Consider the following 23,076-nt stretch of genomic DNA (forward strand, 5'->3'; position numbering starts at 1 on the left):
GTGCTTCACGCGGAATGGCAGTCAATACATTTTGTGCCGATCGGACGATATCTTGCTGTCCTCTTGCCATCGATAAGAACTGTCGGATGACATTTCTCGCACGCGACTCCTATGTGCTTGCCGGTTAATGGGAACGATGACTGAGTGTCATGGTCGAAATTTGTCCTCGTCCAGTTTTCCGCCGTATGACATCTGCCGCAATCTGTGAAACCCTCAATCATGAATTGCCCCTTATGCTCGTCTGCGTGACAGCTCGAACATTTCATATCGAGTCCGACATATTGAACGGGAAGCGGTTCTGCCGGCTGAGTGTGGCATTTCGAGCATGCGATCTCCGCGTGCTTCCCGCGAAGAGGGAATCTCGTCTTTTCATGCGAAAACAGGAGCGATTGCCATGACACCGTCGTATGACATGTAACACATCCGCGAGCCATTTCATTCACGAATTGCCCACCGTGAATATTTGAATGACAGGTTGTGCAATCTATTTCTCCTTTCCAGCGGAACTGGAGTTTAGACTGGGCATTCACTTTTCCCGATTGATGGCAATCGTTGCAGGCGACCGCTTTGTGGGCGCCGGTAAGAATGTACCTCGTCTTCTGATGATCGTCTATGCTGAACTCCGCAGGTTTGAAGCCCGCGTCGATGTGGCATGCGTCGCATTTCCCGCCGTCGTCTCGATCGGCAAACTGTCCGGCATGCGCGTCGGCGTGACAGTCAGAACACGCCTGGAATTTAGTAATATGAAATCCAAGCTCACCAGATATGTTTTTCTTCATAGGATTGTCCGAGTGGCACTGTGAGCATTTCAAGTCGGCGTGCTTGCCGCGCAGAGGGAAGAGCGTTTTCGAATGATCGAATTCGGCCTTTGCAACGATCACGAAAGTTTCTGTGGTGTGACACGACGAACAAGGTTGCTTGAACTCCCCTTTGTGTGGATCGGCGTGACATGAAACGCATGACGAAAAACTCATGTGAGTGAACTTGATCGTTTTTCCGTCGGCAAGAGTCTGGTTGTGACATTGATAGCAGCCTGTGGTCCTATGCTTTCCGGTCAGCACGAAATTTGTCCTGTCATGCGAAAAGTTATCGGCGGGTTTCCAGCGTTCTGTTGTGTGGCACGAGGAACAGTTTGAACTGAGCTGGCCCTTGTGGATGTCTTCATGGCACGACTGGCACGACGTCGACAATCCGAGATATGTTATTTTTTGTTGAGTTGCAGGAAGAAGCTTCACGTCCGCTGCCGAAATGTTGTTGGTGTTGTGGCATTGGCGACATGAGGTAGACTTGTGTTTACCGGTAAGAGCGAACCCTACGGCGGAGTGATTGAATGTCGCGGTATCCAGAGGCATGATCTGGTAGTTTCTGCCGAAATGTTCGTGATGGCATTCCTGGCACATCTTCAGGCTGACTGTCGCATGGTATCCCTCGCCTTGTTTTATGCGGACGTTGATCTCCTTGTGACACGATAGACATCTGGCGTTCGAAAGCGATTTCCCTATAGTGTGGCACTGGGTGCAGTTGCTCATCCCCTCCAGGTTGGCATGAGCGGTGGTCAACTCTCCGGGAGAAATTTGCCCGTAAGAAACGCCCGCCAGTATGTCAAGAATTGATAAAATCAGGACAGTTTTTGCTGTCATCGATGCGTCATTTTAATAATTTACCAGGAGAACGATTTAAAAGGGACAGAGAATTATTTTCAAATGGTCGAATTTATTTTGGAAACCGGAAAACGTTTTGTCTCTGACCGGGATCGTCCCCGTTCTGTAAAAAGGTCTAAGCTGTGAGATGCCCCTTCATTGTGGGAAGAAAATATCCAGCTGTCTGCATAGAATCAAGTGCGATGACTTGTCCGGTCACTTCCATATCCATGTATATCCCAGAGCGACCGCGACTCCGACATGCACGATCAAAATCGCCAGCATGACGATCGAGAAGGGGAGATGAATGACATGCCAGTAATGAAATACCTGCCTGAGCTTTTCAAGAGCGAGAATCCGCTGCCTGAGTACGATGCGGTCGTTTGCGACGCGAGCGATTTCGCGTACCGAATTCTCCGGGATGGAATGCTCGCGAAGAGTCTTCTTAAGCATCTTGACCCGTCTCGCTCTCGAGAAATCTACCGCGAAGAGATATAGGGTCAACCGAATCAATCCCGCTTTCGACTCGTCAAATTTATGTGTCCCGATACTTTCAATCGAATCGATGACGGAGCTGTCAAGATTGTGTTTTTCCTTTACCGATTGCAGGAGGCGGCTTCTCTCCTCCTCGAGATCTTTGGCAGTCAGTTCCTGTCCCTCTATATTTTTCGGGATGTGCCTGTAGAAATAGCGGCCGATGAAACCGCTCAGGACGACCGCCGACATGCTCCAGAACCCGACAGCCGCAATGCCGCCGAACTTAAAAGTGGTATGGTACAAAACGAGTATGGGTCCCACAAGGCACATAAAGATATGAAATTCGAGATAATCTTTGATCTTGCCCAGGTGAGCGAGGCGCCTCACTCTTTTTCTCGACGAGTATATCGCGACACCGATGAAAATCATGGCGGTCCCTATGATACCGTATCCATGACTCTCGAATCCGCTCGGCTTAAGTTCTTCATACAATGCATGAGTTGGCCTTTCGTCGAGAGGCAAAAGGTAGTACGTATAGTTCTTGATCCAAATCGAGACGGCGGTCAGTAAACCAACCGACACCAGGAAGATGGTGAAGATCGTATGGGGAAGTTTTTTCATAGATTCAGGGAAGGCCGGGGCAGCCCCTGTGGGAGAATTGTAAGATTGTAAACGGCCGGCCTGAGAGATATTTGGAGCGATATGTCAGCAAGAGTTCCTGCTTCAAGTGGTTGGATTAGTAATTGGAGCCTCGTTCACAAAGTGCAATTTAGTAGACGCCCGCAAAAATTCAAGAGTTTAATGGCTGGGGCAATTAAGTCGGGGCCGAAATATCTGCGTGGCCGTATGTACCGAAAGCGGCATTCGTGGTTTTGTCGCCGCTGGCACCGTTAGATTGTTCTAGAGAATCATTATATTGAAGACACATTATAAGATTGGGCAGATGATGAAAGTGCTTCTTGTGTACCCCGGTTACCCCGATACATTCTGGAGTTTCAGACATGCGTTGAAATTTATCTCCAAGAAAGCGGCGTTCCCGCCACTTGGTCTCCTTACTGTTGCCGCGATGCTTCCTGAGAATTGGGAAAAGAAACTGATCGATCTTAATGTCGAGACGCTGGACGACAAACACATACTATGGGCCGATTATGTTTTTATCAGCGCTATGTCGGTACAGCGCGAATCATCGAAGGCTATAATTGCCAGGTGCAATAAGCTGGGAAGAAAAGTGGTTGCCGGTGGGCCTCTGTTCACTTCTTCGCACGACGAGTTCGAAGGGGTCGACCACTTTGTTCTTAACGAGGCCGAACTTACGCTTGCCTCTTTCGTTACCGATCTGCAGGCGGGTGACGCGAAAAAGATTTATACTTCGACGGATTGGGCTGATGTTTCCCGGACTCCTCCTCCGCTGTGGGACCTGATCAACTTCAAACATTATGCGTCGATGAACGTGCAGTACTCGCGCGGCTGTCCATATGACTGCGAGTTCTGCGACATAACCGTTTTATACGGACGCGTACCCCGGACAAAGTCGAAAGAACAGATCGTCACCGAGCTTGATAATCTATACGACCACGGATGGCGGGGTCCGGTCTTCTTTGTCGACGATAACTTCATCGGAAATAAAAACAAGTTGAAGCACGAGCTGCTCCCGGAGATCATCGAGTGGGAGAAGAAGAGGAACCACCCGTTCTATTTCAACACCGAGGTATCGCTGAACTCTGCGGACGATGACGTGCTGCTGCGGATGATGGTACAGGCGGGTTTCAATGCCGTGTTCGTAGGAATTGAATCGCCGAACGAGGAGAGCCTGCAAGAATGCAAGAAAATTCCCAACAAGAATCGGAATCTCGCCGAAAGTGTGAGAAAGATCCAGAAGTTCGGAATGCAGGTTCAGGGCGGTTTCATCGTGGGATTCGACAGCGATCCATCCACGATCTTCGACCGACTCGTGGCGTTCATACAGGAAACCGGAATTGTCACAGCGATGGTCGGTTTGCTGAACGCGCCGAAAGGCACCCGGCTTTACAAGAGAATGAAGGGTGAGGGAAGACTCATATCGCATTTCTCAGGCGACAACACAGATTTTTCGATGAACTTCATACCAAAGATGAGCCGCGAAGCACTCATCAAAGGATACAAGAACATAGTCGGGAAAATCTATTCGCCGTCGGAGTATTACGCACGCGTGAAGAAATTCATGAAGGACTTTAAACCTCCCCAGGCGAAGGTGTTCCGTGTGAATTTCGACGACATCAAGGCACTCTTTAAATCTGCCGTGATCCTGGGAATCTTCAGGAAGGAGCGGGTGTATTACTGGCGGTTATTCTTCTGGTCGCTCTTCACGCGTCCGAAGTTATTTCCTCTTGCGATCACCTTTTGCATTTACGGTTTTCACTTCAGAAAAATATTCGAAGATAATATAGCGAGCCTGTCCTAGCAGACAGGCCCGCCTGTAATATCACTCCTGAATCGTTCCCTTGAGCTTCAGGTCCCTGCTCGAACTCCCGATCATTATATCGTATTCACCGGGACGTGTTGCCCACGCGTCGGTGGTCAAGTCATAATGCGCGAAGTCGGCGCGCAAAACCTCGAACCTGACCGTCGTGCTCTCACCGGCCTTTAACGAAACCCTGGCGAATCTCTTCAACTCCTTGACCGGTACAGGAGTCGTCGTTCCCGGATCGTGCACGTAGAGCTGGGCAATCTCGACTCCTTCCCGCTTGCCGACGTTCGCGAGTTCAAAAGTCACTTCATAATTTCCTGATCCACTACCGCCCATTGGCTCGACTTCCAGATTCTTGTATTCGAAATCCGTGTAAGAAAGTCCGTATCCGAACGGGAAGAGCGGTTTTATGTTATACTTGTCGAAGTGCCTGTACCCGACGAAGATCCCGTCACTGTAAACTGAGACGCTGTCCTGTTTCCTGTATGAATCGTATGCCGAACAGTCTTTCCATTGCATTGGAAATGTCACCGGCAGTTTCCCCGATGGATTGTGATTTCCCAGAAGAACGTCCGCGATCGCGTTGCCCGCTTCGTCACCGCCGAACCATGCCTCGAGGGCAGCGGGCACGTCACCGATCCATTTATTCATAAGGACCGGTGCACCCGAAATCACAACAACGATCGTATTCTTGTTTGCCCCGCAGACTTTCTTGATGAGCTCGTCCTGGTCTGCCGGCAGTGCCATGTCGTCCCTGTCGAATCCTTCGGACTCATACTGGCTGGACGTCCCGACAAAGAGGATCGCGACATCGGATTTTTTCGCGGCCTCAACAGCCTCTTTGACCGGATCTCTTCCGGAGGACTTCATTCCCAGGATTGCAAGAGCTCCCCCTTCGTCCTGGTAATACTCGAACTTCAAATCGTAGTATTTGTCTTTCTTCAACTCAAGCGAATAAGAACGCGCTATGGGCGGATGGTCCCTCCAGTCGTCGATGACCATTTTTCCGTCAACATAGAGCCGGATGCCGTCGTCGCCCATCCCTTGCAGCTGGTAATATCCGTCTTCCTGCACTTTAAGTTTAGTGGTCCATCTCACGGAAAAATGATCCGCCGGAATTCCCTCAGCCGGAGATCTTCCGGTCCAATTGAAGTGAATCTGCTCGTCGTTTCTGGTAACCTTCGGCGTTCCATTCAATGATTGATTGTCGAAATATTCTGCGTGTAACCCGTGGACGTTGGTATTGTCCGGAAGATAAAGGAGCGAGCTGTCGATCGGCTGGACATCTCCGTTGAGTTCGGATCCCTCCGCAAAGTTAATCTTGATTTTATCGCCGAGTTTGTTCTTTAGCGCCTCGAGCGGACTAACTGAATAAACCGGTGTCACCATCGCACTGCCGCCGCCTTGCGTTCTTGCCTCCGCGGCATTCGGTCCGATGACAGCGATAGACTTCAACTTGTCGGGATTCAGCGGCAGGATATTGTCCCTGTTCTTGAGCAGAACAATGCCTTCGACTGCAGCCTGGTAGGCGACCTTTTGATGTTCAGGAGTATTTATGAGCGTTGAATCGGCGGACCGATTTTCATCGAACAGACCGAGCGTGAACATCACCCGGAGAATCCGCCTTACCTTTTCGTTTATTGTGCTTTCCTTCACCGTTCCGTCGTGGACCGCATCCGCGAGAGTGCCCGGATTCAGAAACTCGCCGGTCGGCATCTCCAGGTCCAGACCGCCGTTGGCGGTTGGGATCGTGCTGTGAACCGCGCCCCAGTCGGACATGACGAGGCCGTCGAATTTCCATTCGTCCTTTAGCTTGTCCTTAAGTATGTAATCGTTCTCGCTGCAGAAGTGGCCGTTAATCTTGTTGTACGCAGACATAACCGCGAGAACTTTTCCTTCTTCGACTGCGGCTTTGAAAGCTGGGAGGTAGATTTCATTCAGCGTCCGCTTGTCAATCTTCTCGTCGACAAATCCGCGTTCGAATTCCTGATTGTTCGCCGCGAAATGTTTTACGGTAGCGGCGACCTTCTCGCTCTGTACACCCTGGATATAGCTCACAGCCATTCTCGATGCGAGGTAGGGGTCCTCGCCGTAGCTCTCGAAGTCTCTTCCGCCGATCGGCAGCCGCGCGATATTGACGCACGGCCCGAGTATGACGTCCCTTCCTTTTCCCCTCAGCTCTTCTCCGATGGATTTGCCGACACGGTTGATGAGTGAGGTGTCCCATGATGCTGCCATTGCCATGCCGGCCGGAAATGCGGTTGATCTTCCCCACCTGACGCCGAGCGGTCCATCCGACATTTTCAGTTCGGGAATTCCGAGGCGTTCGTTGGGCTTCGTCGCGAACCCGGTACCTCCAAGCATCGATAGCTTCTCGTCCATCGTCATTCTTCCCAGAAGATCTTCAACACGTTGATCTACCGGTAGGTTCGGATTTTTATAAACTGGCACAGTAGACCCCTGCGGTCTTGGTCCTGCACCCGACGTCAAGAGAGATATAGCCGCTGCAAAGACCACTACAATTGAATCCGGAAGAAATCTGTTCATGCTCTTTCCTTTCACAGATATTGTTCAAAGTTCGATACTGACCTGAGATTTTTCGATTCTGTATTTTAGACAAGCTTCAATTATCATTGTTCAGAGAATCCAGTTGAAATATACGAGACAAGCCTGAAAGATGTTGATTTTGATGGAATCCTGACTATCTTTTTATGTTAAGAAACAAATCCCTTGAACAAATTCATAATTATTATACTTGACGTCATCGTGGTCGCAATAGTGGCATACTTTAGCTGGTTTCTTGCCACAGACTACCAGACCTTCCAGGGAAGATTTCATTTGCCGTTCGTGCTGTGGGTGATCGACACTGTCGATCTTTTCATACATGAGGGCGGACACTTCTTTTTCGGATTCATGGGGAGAATGATTTACTTCATGGGCGGGTCGTTGATGCAGATTGTCCTCCCGTCTCTTGCGGTCTGGGTCTTCCTTAAATCCGGATACCGCACGCTCATCGCTACATTATACTGGCTCGGCCAGAATCTTGTAAATGTTTCCGTGTACATCGGCGACGCTCCATATAAAAGGCTCCCGCTCATTTCGGACAGCGCGATACACGACTGGAACTGGATCTTTAACCAAGCGGGAATGATGAACGAGGCCGGGACGATCTCAGGAATTGTTCTCGTTCTGGGAATTATTTCCTGTTGCGGAGCCGTGGTGACCGCGCTGTTCTTCCTCGAGGCCGATGTCCGTGCTGCCTTCTCCGCGGAAGAGAATGATTAAGCACGTGGTGTTTTTCAAATTCCATCCGGGCACGCCGGATGAAGAAAAGTCGAAAATGGAAAACGGGTTGAGAAATCTTCGGTCACACATCCCCGAGATAAAGAATTTCGAATTGGGAAAAGATGTTGTTCATTCAGAGCGATCGTTCGACTTCGCGCTGATCGGTACGTTCGACGACCTGGAGTCGCTGAAGAAATACGCTGCGCACCCCGAACATCAGAAAGTTTTGAAACTTATCAACCGGATCTGCGGTAGTATCAAATCGGTGGACTTTGAAACTTAACAAACGGATGGTCTCAAGTCATATGGAGGGAACCGGTTAAGAATGTCTGAAGTAATCTTAGAGACTGCGGGATTGAGCAAGAAATTCGGGAGCCGCTGGGCTGTGAAGGATCTCAACCTTCGCGTGAACGCCGGCGATGTATTCGGTTTCCTCGGACCAAATGGCGCGGGGAAGAGTACGACGATAAGGATGATTCTCACTCTGCTTGAACCGACATCGGGAAATGTGAAAATATTCGGGACCGAAGTGAGACGCAGCAGGGAGTTCGTCCTCTCGAGGGTGTGCGGAATTGTAGAGAAACCAGATTTCTACCTTTACCTCTCCGCTTACAGGAATCTGGAGATCCTCGGCTCGCTCACGCGCAAGGTCACAAAGGATGAGATTCATAACGCGCTTGAAATCGTCGGACTGAAATCGAGGGCGAAGGATCGGGTAAAAACATTTTCACACGGTATGAAGCAGAGACTCGGCATCGCGCAGGCCATCCTGACGAAACCGGAGCTAGTGATACTTGACGAGCCGACATCGGGACTCGACCCGCAGGGAATGAAGGAAGTGCGGGACCTCGTCCGCACTCTCTCGAAGGATCATGGGACAACGATACTTCTCTCCTCACATCTCCTTACCGAAGTCGAGGCGGTTGCAAACAGGATGGCTGTATTGAATCACGGAGAACTTGTTGCGCAGGGTGATGTCTCGGAGCTACTCAACGGTGACAGGACTTATTACTCCATTACGGCGACTCCGCGGGAGAAAGCGCTGGAGATCCTGCGGAAGCTCGATTGGGTCGAGGTGGCGCAGGCTGATGCCGCGATCGACGTCCACATCGATTCATCCCGTGCAGCCGAATTAAATAGAATTCTCGTCACGGGCGGTGTGGAAGTCTCTTCGTTTGCAGCCAGGCGGACGCTCGAAGATTATTTCCTGAAAATTACGGAAGGAGCGTCCGAGGTATGAGTCTATTTGGAATTGAGCTTTTCAAGACATTCAGGCGCTGGCGTACGTATATCGGATTTGCCGCGGTCGCGGGGGCGGTGATCCTTCTCGAGGTAATCCTGAAATTGAACCAGGCGAAAATGGCTCACGGCTTCGCTGGCGAACTCAACGGCGATTTCATGGTCTCCGGAAATATCCTCAACGTCTGGGTAATCACCGCGCTGATCATGAACTCATTATATGTGCACGTCCCGTTTCTGATCACACTCGTCGCCGGCGATATGGTGTCGTCCGAATACACGTCGGGGACGATCAGGTTTCTCCTTATACGTCCGCCTTCGAGGTCGAAAATTATCTTCACGAAGTACCTCGCTATGCTCTTTTACACCGCTGCCCTCATCGTTTTTCTCGCGGCTCTGTGCGTCGGGATCGGGCTCGCGTTTTTTGGAAGCGGTGACATGATCAGATTCCAGACCGGAATCCCGCACGTCGTCATCCTACAGGAACATCTCGCGGTGTCGAGGACAATGCTCGCTTTCCTGTCGGCGATCCTCTCGATGTCCGTAGTTGGATCTCTTGCATTCCTGTTTTCGACACTCGTCGACAACTCGATCGGCCCGATTATCGGCTCGATGGCGATAGTGGTGGTCTTCTTTGTGCTGGGCAACCTTCCGTTTGATTTTGTCGATGCCATCAAGCCGTACCTGTTCACAACCTACATGAATATCTGGCAGCTGTTTCTCGATGATCCAATTAACTGGGGCGAGATATCAAAATACACGCTGGCTCTTCTCGGTCACGACGTTTTATTTTTCGGCGTCGCGTATTTGGTTTTCGTCAGAAAGGATATAAAAAGTTGACAAATTTCCTGCTCGCGGCAGTAAGTCTCCTTTTTATTTTGAATCCGGCTCAAAAGGAAGACGGGGTCCAATATCTGAAAAATGCGCTTTCCAAATTCGCGGGGATTGAAGATTACGTAGTCAATGTGAAAGTCCACATGGACATTCCTGACGTAAAATCCCCCGACATGGAAGGCACTGTTTACTACAAGGAGCCGGACAAATATAAAATGGAATCGAAAGGATTGTTCTTTCTCCCAAAAGAAGTGGGAGTATTTAATCCAAAGAAATTCGATCCGGATGCGTTTGACGTAAAGTTCGTGGACACAACGGAAGTCGATGGAGTTCCCGCCGTTCGAGTCTCGTTGAGTCCGAAGAAGGATGAGAGCGGGATGAGGGAAGTGATCCTTACGATCGATGAACGGGATTGGCTCATCCGGGAAATCGCGAGCGTGCCGTACCCGGGAAGACAAGCGAGTGCGAAAATCACATACGACAGGTTCGGGAATTTTCAACTTCCTGTTCGAATCGATGTGAACCTCGATATCGATAAGGGTAATATGCCGATGGGGAGATTCGGCGGCGAGCAGGCGGTAAGGAGAGGATTGAAGGGGAACGTCGAAATTTATTATTCGAATTATAAGATCAATTCCGGATTGAGCGACTCAATATTCAAAACGGAAGAGTGACTAGGTAGAAATCGTGAGGGGTTCAAACTTTTGAAAGGCTTCATTTTGACGTCCCGAAAGGACTAGAAAGGCCCGTTTGCGTTTGAAGCCTGCGCGCCCTATTTTCGGTTGTTGAGTGTTAGCAAACAATAAGAAGTGAGGCCGAGCATGAAAAGTCGTGTTATAACCTTCTCCATTATGGTTGCAGCTGTCAGTTTCGCAATTGGACTGGTCGGCAAACTGACCGGGCACCATTTCTTTGTTTCAAATTCCACCTGGCATGAGTTTGCGCAAACCGTCCTGCTCTTCGCGATTGCGTGGGGAGTCGGTGAGCTGGCTTTTGCCAGAAGGGACTAAGACGGTCGGGCAACTTTGCCCGACTTAGCCGGCAGCACGGATATTTTCCTCGTCCGTGGCAATCAGCAACGGATATGACCGCCATGACGAGAACCCAATCCCACTCGACTCGTCGAATCCAGCACCACGAAGCGAGTTTCTTGATAAACTTTCACACCTCAAGTATATTTTAAACGCAATCAAGAGAGAGGAAGAATTGAAATTCGGAAACCTTCCGGGTGCTTGTCGTTGCGGGGGGAGACTTGAGCTACGAGCCTGCGGATCTTTCTTTTCATGTTGTGCATACCCCTGTGAGGCAATAGACCTGATCGGATCGAAATGAGCAAGGGCCAGTCGATAACGCCGCTCATGGTCCAGTACAGGAAGGTCAAGGATCGCTACCCCGACGCGATAGTGTTATTTAGGATGGGCGATTTCTATGAAACGTTTGAGGAGGACGCGCGGATCGCGAGCTCGGTGCTCTCAATTACACTCACGCGTAGGGCTAATGGTGCCGCTTCCGATATCCCTCTTGCGGGTTTTCCACATCACGCCATCAATCAGTATTTGCCAAAGCTCGTGAAGGCCGGCTACAGGGTCGCTGTATGTGAACAGCTCGAGGATCCAAAATTCGCGAAAGGAATCGTGAAGCGGGATATCGTGGAAGTTGTTACTCCGGGCGTGAATTTCTCGGCGGATTCGTCGAAACAAAACAATTACTTCGCTTCATTGATATCCGACGACCGTGAATTCGGTCTCGCATTTTGCGACGCGACAACCGGCGAATTTAATTATTCACACGGAGACCTGAACCGTCTCGAAAGTTACCTGGCAAGGATCGAACCGCTCGAAGTCGTCATCCCGAGGGATATGGTGGATACTCTGGCTCCTTTCATTGAGGGACCTCTCAAGAAGGTCACGTTAACCCGGAGAGACGATTATATATTCAATTATGATTATGCCTACGACAAGCTTGTTCATCATTTCAAGGTCCAGAGCCTGAAAGGTTTCGGGCTGGAATCAAAACCTCTCGCCGTAGAAGCGGCGGGCGCCGCGCTCGATTATCTCGCGGAAACTCAAAACGGCAACCTGGCCCACGTCGTCGGGTTGTCTGAATTCAGTCTTGCAGGGTTTCTCGAGATCAACAGGACCAGCCGGAAGCATCTTGAAATTGCAGAGAGCTCCTGCGAAGGCGGGCCAACTCTGGTGTCCACCTGCGATTTCACACTCACTTCAATGGGCTCAAGACTTCTCCGGCGGGTCTTTCTTCAGCCGTTGCTGAGTCCTCCGGACATAAATGCCAGGCTTGATGCTGTTGAAGAGATCGTCGATAACCGGGATGTTCGCGGGAGGCTCTCGGATATTTTGGGAGGGTTCGGGGATCTTGAAAGACTCGTCGCGCGTATATCGACAAAGAGAGCATCGCCGCGAGAAGTCGGCGCACTCCGTGAAATGCTCAGGCGGATTCCCAATATCAAGACGGAGCTCGAGAAACTGAACGCAAGAGATTTGAAAGAAGCCTCCAATGAGATCAACACCGAAGCGCAACTCCTGGCGATCCTTGAAAAGTCACTCTCAGATGAACTACCTGCCTCGGTTTCCGATGGCGGCATAATAAGGAAAGGTTATAACACGGAGCTCGACGAGATCCGCTCGTTCTCGCTGGACGCAAAGGGATGGATCGCCCGGCTTCAAGTCTCTGAAAGGCAACGAACGGGTATCTCGTCATTGAAGGTCGATTATAATTCTGTGTTTGGGTATTATATCGAAGTCACGAATTCGAACCTTTCCCGCGTGCCCGCCGACTACGTGAGGAAACAGACTCTTGTGAATGCCGAGCGCTTCATTACGCAGGAGCTGAAGGAGTATGAAGAGAAGGTCCTGCACGCTGAAGAGAAAATTCAGAAGCTCGAGCTCCAGCTATTTGAAGAGATTCGCGACGAGATTATCGCTCACTCAGCCTCGCTGCTGATGACATCGAGAGCAATCGCCCTTGTCGACATGATGATTTCTTTTGCCAGAGCCGCTGTTGAGAACGACTATGTGAGACCGGTCGTCGACGACTCGATCGATCTCGAAATCACGGATGGAAGGCATCCGATGGTGGAACGCGTTCTTCCCAGCGGGGAAAGTTTTGTACCGAACGGGATTTTGTTGTCGGAAGGAAAAGATCAGATCGTATTGATAACCGGTCCGAATATGGCGGGCAAGAGCGTTTATATCAGGCAGGTTGCGCTGATAGTGTTGATGGCACAGGCAGGATCGTTTGTTCCCGCAAAAAGTGCCCGCATCGGTGTTGTCGACAAGATATTCACACGTGTCGGAGCTTCGGACAGCATTACTTCAGGTGAGAGCACATTCATGGTCGAGATGCAGGAAGCGGCAAATATTCTGAACAACGCGACTCCGAGGAGTCTTGTAATTCTCGACGAAATCGGGAGAGGGACAAGCACATTCGACGGCGTGTCCATCGCCTGGTCAATAGTAGAATATCTTCATCAGAATCCGGCAAGATCAGCGCGGACTCTATTCGCTACACACTACCACGAGTTGAACGAGCTTGCCGAACTTTACACTCATGTCAAGAACTTCAAAGCAGATGTCAGGGAATACGGTGGTAAGGTTGTTTTCCTTCACAAGATTGTGGAAGGAAGCGCAGATCACAGTTACGGAATTCATGTCGCGGAGATGGCGGGAATTCCGCGCGCTGTTACATCACGTGCAAAGGAGATCCTGAAAAATCTCGAATCGTTCGAGGTATCCGCCACCGAATCGGCGTCCGAGAGCCATGTGGGACCAAAGATGCCGCGTGCGAAAAAAGTCCTCTCGAGGAATAAAGAGGGCGATCTCCAAATTGAGATGTTCCAGTTAGGCGACGAAGAGCTGAGGAAGAAGATAAGGGACGTGGATGTTAACAATCTTACGCCCGTTGAAGCACTTAATAAAATTGCGGAAATAAAAAAGATACTAGAAAAGGAGTAACAGATGGCTTTTTCGGGAAAAGTCGTTTCGGTTCGCGGAGCCACGATGATCGGGGAAACAAGCATCACCAACGAATTCAGCGTCGGGGCATATATATCCGTCGTGTTGGCTGAGAGTAAAATACTCGGGGTCGTCACGTCGATGGAACTCAGCTCGCCGGAGACCGTCAGGTTCTCGACGAACCTGTTCGGTAAATTCAGCGGCGGGCGGTTTGAGCGCGGGACCGAAGAACTTCCGTTCGCGGGCGCGCCGATCGAGCTTCCGTCAGAAGCCGATCTCGACCTCATCTTCAACACAAACAGGCGGTACGATTTTACACTCGGCACGATCTCGCTCCTGAACGAGAAGAAGAATTACATCGACCCGGACAAATTTTTCAGCAGGCACGTCGCGATAGTTGGCGCAACCGGTTCCGGAAAGTCGTGCGCGGTAGCGTCAATTCTGCAGAAAGTTGCCAAACTTCCGGGCGCAAGAATAATTCTGCTCGATCTTCACGATGAGTACGCAGACGCGTTCGGAGACATGGCTGAACGTGTCAACATCGGCGAGTTTGAACTTCCCTACTGGGCGATGAATTTTGACGAGCTCGTCGAAACGTTTATTGATCCCGACGACCCTGCTGCGAGAAGCGAGACCGTCGTAATGTCGGAAATCGTCCTGAACAGTAAGCGGATGAAGAACCTCGCTTACAAAGACTCGATAACAGTCGACTCGCCCGTATACTTCGATCTGGCCGATGTGAAGGTGAGGATGCAGGCGCTCGACACCGAGCGTCTTCCGAACGGGAAGGAAGGTCCGTTCTATGGGAACTTCACGAGATTTGTTTTCAAGTTCGATACGAAGTTGAACGACAAACGCTTCGAGTTTCTCTTCAAGCCGAAGAGTTTCAAGACCTCGGAATCCTTCGCCCCGTTTCTAGAGTCGTTGTTCGGATTGAAATCGGGCAAATCGGTCGTGGTGCTCAATCTGAACAGTGTTCCGCAGGAAGTGATAAACGCACTCGTCTCTCTCCTCGCGCGTCTCGTCTTCGATTTCAATATGTGGAATCCATACCGTGCCAACCTGCCTATCCTGCTTGTGCTGGAAGAGGCGCACAATTATCTCAACATGCGCAGCTCATCGCAGACTGCGCGCCGCACAATCGAGCGGGTCGTGAAGGAAGGGAGGAAATATGGCGTCAGCTGTATGGTTGTAAGCCAGCGACCGATCGACGTTGCCGAATCGATCCTTTCGCAATGCAGCAATTTCGTCGCTATGCGCTTGTCTAACCCGGACGACCAGGCCTACGTTGCAAAGCTGGTCCCCGAGTCGATGGCCGATCTCCTGGACATCATCCCGGCCCTGAAGCAAGGTGAGTGCCTGCTCCTCGGAGACGCGTCGATAGTCCCGATGAGAACTAAGATCGATGCTCCAAATCCATTTCCGAGAAGCAAGGACGTCGAATTCTACACGAAGTGGAGCATCCTTCCTCCCGCCGTCGATCTCGCTGCCGTCGTGGATAGATGGAGAAGGATCAGCAACTGATGAATCAAAGGCAGCTTTTTCATGCCATCGAGAAGATGGCGCTGAAAGATTACAAGAGCGACGAGGACTTGTTGCAAGGCGTGGTCGAGGAAATCATGAACTCGGATCAGATCAGGATAAAAGGCGGACGGGTCTGGAAACTCATCCCGAGGAAGAACACATATATTCTCGTCAAGCAAATCGGGAAAGTCAAGATGATGGCCGACGAGTATGCGATAAAGGTGTCGGAGTATCCCGACTTTGTGAAGATCGGCAATCAGAAGACGCTCCTCAGCTCAGAAGCGAATCCGGATTTGCGAAAGAGAGGTATTGCGGAGTACTCCGCGACGGGAGTCGGTGAAAAAGTAAGAGTAAAAGGGATTCATCTCTATCCATACATCCTTGCGTTCAATTCGGACGGAGTCGATCAAACACTTTTCGACACCTTGAACGTGATCGGAAGCGCGATCACCGGCGTGCTTCGGGAGAGGCGGGCACTCGCGCGGACGAAACAGCTCGAGCAAGATCTCGATAGGGCTCGTGAGATCCAGCGGAGTATACTTCCCGAACACGAACAGAAATTCGGATCATACGAGATTTTTGGAGTCTCGATTCCCGAACGGGTCGTGGGAGGAGACTTTTTCGATTACCTTCCGGCGGGCGAGGAACACGAACGGCTCGGCGTAGCGGTCGGCGACGCGGCCAGCAAGGGACTGAGTGCCGCCGTCGAAGCGCTTTATGTTTCCGGCGCACTCAAGATGGGGGTCGAGCTCCAAACCAACATGGCCTCTCTCGTAAAGAAGGTCAATAACCTTGTCAATTCAGCTTTTTCAGATTCGAGGTTCGTGACACTTTTTTACGGCGAATTCTCGGACGGGAAGAGCAGCCTTTTCCTTTACGTGAACGCCGGACACAACTCGCCCATGTTTATCAAAAAGTCGAAAGGCGATGTCGCCCTCCTTCAGCCGACGGGTCCCGCGCTCGGGATCGCGCCGAACGCGCAATACAAAATAGGTAACGTGAACTTCGAGGTGGGTGACGTCCTGCTCATTTATACTGACGGAATATCCGAGGCTCACGACGCGAACTTCGCACTTTATGGCGAAGACAGACTAAAGGCCCAGCTTGTTGAGCTGGCTCAATTCGAGCCTCGGAAGATTTGTTACCAAATTCTGGAAGACGTTCAGAAATTCTCCACTTCAGCGACGTATACTGACGACAAGACACTCGTCGTCATCAAAAGACTAAGCTGAAGGGCGCGATTTCGGACGCGCGAACGCGATCAGAATCTGATTCATGGAATCCGTGACAGGAAATCTTAGCTAAATGATTCTCACGATATATAAGATCGCTGTTTTTGCGATCACGATTTCGATAACCCTCTATACGATCTATCGACAGCGGCGCGGTGGATACGGCGTGGTTGCCGGCTGGAAAAATATTCCCATCGGTCTTAGCCTGATCTCTCTTGGAATGGCAATGGAAGCGCTAAAAGGAATCGTCACAATACCTGACGTCATTAATCTTCCTTACGATGTTGTAAGCTATTTCGGGTTGTTTCTTCTCGGCATCTTCTTTATCGGATACGGTTTTATCAGGCTTGTACCTGAGATGGATGACTACGTAAGAACGCTTGCCGACAAAAAATTTGTCGAGCAGAATAAGGTTTTCACGAAACACATCTTAAAACTTCAGGAGAACAGCGTCGCGCTCGCCTCTCCGGGCAGCGTGCAGGATGTCCTCCAGAGAATCGTCTCGAACGCGCAGGAGGTCACGGGCGCGCATCTATCCGCACTCATGCTTTTCAACACGGGGTCCGACACGCTCAATTCTTCCAATTACTCGGGAGGCGGAGGCGGCGTGCTGGAGAAGCTTGTCGACATTTACGACATCGACCTCAGAATCATAGAACTGCCCCGCGTGGAAATGGATTTTCTTAAGAAGCTGGCACGCACCAGAAAGCCGTACATCGGTACGGACTTGTCCGAGTTGATCGGGTTCTTTGTCGGCGAACGAGAGATCCCGCAATTCGCCGACCAGCTTGGGATGAAGCGGTTCGTGCTCGTCCCGCTGCACGTCGACCATATTCCGGAGGGATTCCTCTGCTATGTCTTCACGGGAGAAGAGTATTCCGAAATCCTTCTGGAGCTTTTCGCCCACCAGTGCTCGCTCGCAATGCGAAACGCGAAACTGTTCGACGAGATGCAGCAGAACACGATCGCGCTTGAAGTCCAGCGGAGGAAGGCCGAAAACGCGAACAGGGCGAAATCTGAATTCCTTGCCAACATGAGTCACGAACTCAGGACGCCGCTGAACGCGATCATCGGGTTCGGGGAAGTGCTGCAGACCGACATGAATGAGATGCCGCAGGATATGGCAAGACAGTTCATCGGCCACATCAGCAGCAGCGGGAGGCATTTGCTCGAGTTGGTTAACGACCTCCTCGATCTTTCGAGGCTCGAGATCGGGCGGTTGAAGCTGGAGAAGACAAGGTTCCAGGTCTACGACGAGCTGATGCAAGCAGTTAAGATCGTTGAGCCGATGGCGCTGGAAAAGAAAATCGAGATCGTGACGGACATAGACGAGTCTGTCGGAGAAATATTTGCCGACGCGCAGAAGATGAGGCAGATAGTGATCAATCTCCTCTCGAACGCGGTGAAGTTCAGCCACTTCGGCGGCAAGATCAACCTTAATGCGTGGAAGAACGAGACTGCGATTCATTTCTGCGTGGAAGATTTCGGAATGGGAATAAAGAGCGAAGACATAGAAAGGCTCTTCAAGCCGTTCGAGCAGCTTCAGCAGAACCCGTACGCAAAGAAGTATCGCGGCGTCGGGCTGGGACTCGCTTTGTCCAGGCGTCTTGTCGAGCTCCACGGCGGCAGAGTCTGGGCCGAAAGCGAACCGGGCAAGGGCTCGAAGTTCTATTTCACGATTCCACAGTAATGGATTCCAAAAAGTACACGATAAAAAAAAGCGCCGTCGGTGAGGCGCAGCGAAGAGTCTTCAAGATAAACTATGAAGGCGACCTGAACCCCGATCAGCTCGAGGTTGTCAGGACCGTCGACAGCCCCGTCCTCGTGATCGCCGGCGCAGGCACGGGCAAGACGAAAACTCTTACTTACCGTGTGGCATATCTTGTCGAACTTGGCGGCAATCCACAATCGATACTACTCCTCACATTCACCCGCAAAGCGGCTAACGAGATGCTGAAACGCGCGGGGGCACTTTTGAAATCTGCTTCCGCAGACCAGGTCGCGGGCGGAACATTCCATTCCTTCGCGAACGTGACTCTCAGGCATTACGCCAAGGTTCTCGGTTACGGGGAACAGTTCACGATACTCGACGACTCCGATGCCGCGGATGTCGTAAACTTGCTTCGCACCCGCATGAGCCCCGAGAAGAAATCTAAAAGATTTCCGAAAAAGGAAACCCTCGTCGACATTTACAGTCGGTCCGAAAACACTCTTGTCAAAATTGAAGAAATAGTCTTCAAGGATTATCCGAGATTCGTCGAGCAGCTGGATGACATACTCAAGCTCAAGAATCAGTACGAGGAGTACAAACGGAAATATAACCTGATGGATTATGATGACCTGCTGAAGAATCTCCGTGAGCTGTTAATCCAAAATGACCCGGTGAGAAAAGCGGTGGCCGGAAAATTCAACTTCGTGATGGTCGATGAGTTCCAGGACACGAACAAAGTCCAGGGAGAGATCGTCAGGCTTCTCGGGATGGAAAAACAAAACGTGATGGTGGTCGGCGATGACGCACAGAGCATCTACTCCTTTCGCGGCGCGAATTTCAGGAACATATTCGATTTCCCGACATATTTTCCGGAATGCAAGATCATAAAGCTCACAGAGAATTACAGGTCGACACAGGGAATACTTAATTTCTCGAACAAGATCATAGATGCGGCAAAAGAGAAATATGAGAAGGAACTCTATTCCAGAAAGAGGGCCGGCGAGAAACCGGCGATCATTTCAGCCGAAAATGAAAACGTGCAATCGAAATTTGTTGTCCAGAGAATCCTCGAGCTGCGTGAAGCAGGAGTGGCGCTGAACGACATCGCGGTCCTCTTCAGATCGTCTTATCTATCGTTTGATCTGGAAATTGAATTGACTCGCGCGAATATACCTTACGTGAAATTCGGCGGGATGAAGCTCGTTGAATCGGCGCACGTGAAGGACGTCGTTGCGTTTCTAAGGATAATGGACAATCCACAGGACGCCGTGGGGTGGCACAGGATACTCCTTCTTCACCCGGGAGTGGGTCCGCGCGTAGCAGAAAAAGTCCTCGATAGGATCGCACAGGGCGGCGGTGCAACTGATGACTCCGAGACCAAGGTGCCGTCGAGCATTTCAGAGCTGATGGAATTCATTACAGAAGAAGGTGGCAAATCGAATCACCCTGTCGACAAGGTCGAATCGGTGTTGCGGTATTACCAGCCGCTTATGAGACAGAAATACGACGATTATCAGGAGCGCGAAAAGGATTTAGTGATGTTCGCGTCGATTGCTGAACGTTACAGGTCGCTTCAAAATTTTCTTGCGGACCTTGCGCTTGAGCCGCCGACTGAAAGTGTCATCGAAATGGGAGAAAGCGACCGCGAGGAGGAACAGCTGAATCTCTCGACGATCCATTCCGCGAAGGGACTGGAATGGAACAGCGTGTTCGTCATATGGGCGCTTGACGGCAAATTCCCCTCCGTCCATGCGGGCGAAGACGATGACGAGCTTGAAGAAGAGCGAAGATTAATGTATGTCGCGTGCACGAGAGCGAAAGAGAACCTGTACGTCACATACCCGATGAACATTTACGACAGGGAAAGCGGGAAGATATTCACCAAGCCGAGCAGGTTCATAGACGTCGTGCCTCCGGAATTCTTCGAGAAGTGGAATCTGGATTTCGAATAGAAATATGCCGCGTCTCTTAAGCCCTCCGTAGTATCGCGCAAATTCCAAATTCAGTAAGCGGTTCCTGAATGACATGCAATCAATTCTTGTCATTCCGGGGATTCTGAGGAACAATTGGTTAGTGACGACGAAGAATCTTCTGAAGGGCTCATCCATATTCCCGCTTTGTAAAAATATCGGAGTCTCCTTCACATATTCGTTGAGACTCCGCAGGCAGCTCATACTGACTCTTATCCTGAGATCCTTGAGGACTACCTGCCGTCTTGCAAGTACTATTTCTTGGTGCATGGCTGAGACTAAAAAGTCGTTAGCAGTACTTTACTGACCCGACAGGTTTTGATCGTCGCGATGAACGGTCCATAGCTCGCCTACCGCACTCGCGTCGCTGATCCATTCGCCGACAGCCAGCCGAAGAACGAAACAATATGCGTAGAACATGAGCAAAGGGAGATAATGAAGCCCGGTATCAAGTATTACGTTGCCAGTCGAGAGGAAAGCGAGCACTGTTGGAATGCCGACCACGACGACAAAGGAAATTATCCATCCGCGATTATGATTCTTGTACAGAACATATAGCATGTAAGGAGCGAACGTGACTGCAAGGATGGTCAAAATTATGATTGAAACCGGAATGAAGACTCCACGAGGTATTACGAAACCACCACCATATAACAGTATCGTATAACGATTATAGGAGAGCCAATAATGAAGTCGACTCAATCGTTTAATATCAATCCGTGGTTGAATCGTATTAGATGTTCCGGTTATCATTTTTCTGATCTCACCTGCACGGATAAAGCTCTTGCATTTTCACGCGGCTTAACCCAGTAGCTCCGAAGCCAGGAGTCCGGCGATGATCAGTCCGCCGCCTATCGCTCCGATCGGCCCGACGAATTCCCCAAATGCGAAGAATGCTATGACATTCGCCATCACCGGCTCCATCGAAAATATGACGGCTGCTTTTGTCGGCGTCGTTTCACGCTGATACTTAGTCTGCAGATATGTCGAGAAGACCGTCGCCAGAATGGAAGTGTACAGGATCGCCCATACGAAACCCGCCGTGACATGAATGTGCATCGTTTCGACGAACGGTGCGGCCGCGAGTGCGAGCAGTGCCGTCACCGAGAGCTGGAGGAAAGTCAGTTTCGATGGATCGTGCTTCTTGCCGTAGATGTCGAGATACACAATGTATATCGCGTATGTGATTGCGCAGAATAGTGTGAGTATGTCTCCTATGTTGAACCTTTGTCCGTTCGGAGAAGTGAGAAGGTACAACCCGACTGCAACCAGTCCAACTCCTATCAAATTTCCGCGTGTCGGAGATTTTCTCTCGATGACCCCCTGCGCAATCGGAGTGAATGCTACAAGAAGTCCGGTAATGAATGCCGATTTTGAAGCAGTCGTGTACTTGAGACCGACAGTCTGAAGGGCGAATCCCACCATCAGAAGAATCCCCAGGAACAATCCTCCCAGAAGCGTCGCTTTATCCATCTTGAAGTAGTTCTTCCGGTAAATCAACGGGAAAATGAGCGACGCTATTCCAAACCTTAAAGCGAGAAAAGTGAGCGGGGATGAATCGGTAAGGGCAAACTTGACTACGGCGAATGTACCGCCCCAGACCAGTGTTATAGAAAGAAGGACGAGCTCCGGTTTACGGGATCGGGACATATCTGAAAATGAAATCGATCAGCGGCTGCCTGTAATAAATGATTGTCACAACGGAGATGATGTAGAAAACTATATTTACGACCGTCGGCTTGTCTGTAAGCAAAACCTTCGTCGGGTTTTCGCCGAGCCCGGATTTGTGGATGAGATAAAGGTATCGGAATATTCCGTAGACGACAAAGACGGTCGTGAATATCAGCGCCTCGGTCCCGAAAGCGCGTACCGTTCTCTCCGACACGGTATAAAGGGCGTAAGTAATGATTACGCTCGCCGCGGATATCGAAAGGATCTGGTCAATCAAGCTGAGATCGTATTTCGCCAGGACCTTCCGGGATGATTCGTCTCCCGTGACGTTCACGTATTCTCCCCGTCTCTTAGCGACTCCTAGGAAAATCGATATGAAGAGAGTCGTCATGACGAGCCAGCTGGAAATCTTCACCCCGATCGCAAATCCGCCCGCGGTTATTCTTATGATGAATCCGATTGCGATGACGAACACGTCGAGAAGCACGACTTGCTTGAGGAGAAATGAATAGAATAGGTTAAGTATGATGTACAAAACGATTGCCGCACGAGCCGAGGGAGCGATCGACGCAAAAGTCTGGAGTGAAAACGTTATCAAGAGCAGGAGGAGCGCGAATGCCCAGCCGTTCAAGACCGGAATTTCACCCGAGGCGATCGGGCGGTTTCGCTTGACCGGATGAATCCTATCTAGCTCGCGATCAGCAATGTCATTTATCACGTACACGCCCGAAGCGGCAAAACAGAATGAGACAAAGGTGACTATTGTCTCGGTCAACATTGGAAGGTTGAAAAGGTTCTTCGAGAAAATGAGCGGGACAAGGACGAAGACATTCTTTACCCACTGCTCCGTTCTCATCAGTCTTATGTATCTTCGAATGCTCATCATTGCGATTTGACTTTCCAATTTAGCCAACTGAAGGCTTGTATTACAAATTAGAGAAAGGGCAGGCGAAGGGCCGCTCGCCCTTAACATCTGTCTCTTTCCGAAGCGACCCTTCGCACAGTGGTTGGATTCAGCCGTCGGAAGCGTAGAATGATTGTTACAGATTCAAAACAGCTCATTACGAACCTCCTCT

Annotated in this window: 18 protein-coding genes; 12 read left to right on the plus strand and 6 right to left on the minus strand. The window is 50.5% G+C overall.

Annotation, left to right across the window (positions count from 1 at the left end; translation table 11 throughout):
* Positions 1 to 5: 5 nt before the first annotated feature.
* Positions 6 to 1,640 carry a cytochrome C gene (locus VIS48_11265; GenBank protein ID HEY9166729.1) on the minus strand — a complete coding sequence of 545 codons (1,635 nt, stop codon included), beginning with the start codon at positions 1,638 to 1,640 and terminating at the stop codon, positions 6 to 8.
* A 216-nt stretch (positions 1,641 to 1,856) separates the two neighbouring features.
* On the minus strand, positions 1,857 to 2,738 hold the full coding sequence (locus VIS48_11270) for a hypothetical protein (GenBank protein ID HEY9166730.1): 882 nt from the start codon (positions 2,736 to 2,738) through the stop codon (positions 1,857 to 1,859).
* A gap of 325 nt (positions 2,739 to 3,063) precedes the next feature.
* Here VIS48_11270 and VIS48_11275 point away from each other — a divergent pair, with 325 nt between their 5' ends.
* Positions 3,064 to 4,557, plus strand: coding sequence for a DUF4070 domain-containing protein (locus VIS48_11275; GenBank protein ID HEY9166731.1), 1,494 nt, complete (start codon positions 3,064 to 3,066; stop codon positions 4,555 to 4,557).
* A gap of 21 nt (positions 4,558 to 4,578) precedes the next feature.
* Here the strand turns inward: VIS48_11275 and VIS48_11280 are convergent, their stop codons facing one another.
* Entirely contained in the window at positions 4,579 to 7,110 is a 2,532-nt protein-coding gene (locus VIS48_11280) for a glycoside hydrolase family 3 C-terminal domain-containing protein (protein HEY9166732.1), read from the minus strand.
* A gap of 183 nt (positions 7,111 to 7,293) precedes the next feature.
* Here VIS48_11280 and VIS48_11285 point away from each other — a divergent pair, with 183 nt between their 5' ends.
* The 11 genes from VIS48_11285 to VIS48_11335 all read left to right on the plus strand — a co-directional run bounded on the left by VIS48_11285 (position 7,294) and on the right by VIS48_11335 (position 20,311).
* Positions 7,294 to 7,848 (plus strand): hypothetical protein, encoded by a 555-nt coding sequence (locus tag VIS48_11285; protein HEY9166733.1) that lies wholly within the window; start codon positions 7,294 to 7,296, stop codon positions 7,846 to 7,848.
* Entirely contained in the window at positions 7,841 to 8,131 is a 291-nt protein-coding gene (locus VIS48_11290) for a Dabb family protein (GenBank protein HEY9166734.1), read from the plus strand. The genes VIS48_11285 and VIS48_11290 overlap by 8 nt, the downstream gene beginning before the upstream one ends.
* A 42-nt stretch (positions 8,132 to 8,173) precedes the next feature.
* Entirely contained in the window at positions 8,174 to 9,088 is a 915-nt protein-coding gene (locus tag VIS48_11295) for an ABC transporter ATP-binding protein (GenBank protein HEY9166735.1), read from the plus strand.
* The gene (locus VIS48_11300; GenBank protein HEY9166736.1) at positions 9,085 to 9,927 is read left to right on the plus strand and encodes an ABC transporter permease subunit; all 843 of its coding nucleotides are present in this window, start codon (positions 9,085 to 9,087) and stop codon (positions 9,925 to 9,927) included. Before VIS48_11295 ends, VIS48_11300 begins: the two co-directional genes overlap by 4 nt.
* On the plus strand, positions 9,924 to 10,595 hold the full coding sequence (locus tag VIS48_11305) for a hypothetical protein (GenBank protein ID HEY9166737.1): 672 nt from the start codon (positions 9,924 to 9,926) through the stop codon (positions 10,593 to 10,595). The genes VIS48_11300 and VIS48_11305 overlap by 4 nt, the downstream gene beginning before the upstream one ends.
* Before the next feature lie 147 nt (positions 10,596 to 10,742).
* Positions 10,743 to 10,931, plus strand: a complete 189-nt coding sequence (locus VIS48_11310) for a hypothetical protein (protein ID HEY9166738.1) — start codon at positions 10,743 to 10,745, stop codon at positions 10,929 to 10,931.
* Between the two features lie 318 nt (positions 10,932 to 11,249).
* Entirely contained in the window at positions 11,250 to 13,892 is a 2,643-nt protein-coding gene (mutS, locus tag VIS48_11315) for a DNA mismatch repair protein MutS (GenBank protein ID HEY9166739.1), read from the plus strand.
* Between the two features lie 3 nt (positions 13,893 to 13,895).
* Positions 13,896 to 15,416, plus strand: coding sequence for a helicase HerA-like domain-containing protein (locus VIS48_11320; GenBank protein ID HEY9166740.1), 1,521 nt, complete (start codon positions 13,896 to 13,898; stop codon positions 15,414 to 15,416).
* Positions 15,416 to 16,648 (plus strand): PP2C family protein-serine/threonine phosphatase, encoded by a 1,233-nt coding sequence (locus VIS48_11325; GenBank protein HEY9166741.1) that lies wholly within the window; start codon positions 15,416 to 15,418, stop codon positions 16,646 to 16,648. The genes VIS48_11320 and VIS48_11325 overlap by 1 nt, the downstream gene beginning before the upstream one ends.
* 73 nt (positions 16,649 to 16,721) lie before the next feature.
* Complete coding sequence (locus tag VIS48_11330; GenBank protein HEY9166742.1) at positions 16,722 to 18,338, plus strand: ATP-binding protein; 1,617 nt, start codon at positions 16,722 to 16,724, stop codon at positions 18,336 to 18,338.
* A complete protein-coding gene (locus VIS48_11335; GenBank protein HEY9166743.1) occupies positions 18,338 to 20,311 on the plus strand; it encodes an ATP-dependent helicase in 1,974 nt (657 codons plus the stop codon). Before VIS48_11330 ends, VIS48_11335 begins: the two co-directional genes overlap by 1 nt.
* Before the next feature lie 318 nt (positions 20,312 to 20,629).
* Here the strand turns inward: VIS48_11335 and VIS48_11340 are convergent, their stop codons facing one another.
* The 3 genes from VIS48_11340 to VIS48_11350 form a co-directional block, all read right to left on the minus strand.
* The gene (locus tag VIS48_11340) at positions 20,630 to 21,031 is read right to left on the minus strand and encodes a hypothetical protein (protein ID HEY9166744.1); all 402 of its coding nucleotides are present in this window, start codon (positions 21,029 to 21,031) and stop codon (positions 20,630 to 20,632) included.
* A 99-nt stretch (positions 21,032 to 21,130) separates the two neighbouring features.
* Positions 21,131 to 21,979, minus strand: a complete 849-nt coding sequence (locus VIS48_11345; protein ID HEY9166745.1) for a DMT family transporter — start codon at positions 21,977 to 21,979, stop codon at positions 21,131 to 21,133.
* Entirely contained in the window at positions 21,963 to 22,883 is a 921-nt protein-coding gene (locus VIS48_11350; GenBank protein HEY9166746.1) for a decaprenyl-phosphate phosphoribosyltransferase, read from the minus strand. Before VIS48_11350 ends, VIS48_11345 begins: the two co-directional genes overlap by 17 nt.
* Positions 22,884 to 23,076 lie beyond the last annotated feature (193 nt).

This window comes from Candidatus Kryptoniota bacterium, from assembly GCA_036567965.1.
Classification (GTDB): domain Bacteria; phylum Bacteroidota; class Ignavibacteria; order Kryptoniales; family JAKASW01; genus JAKASW01.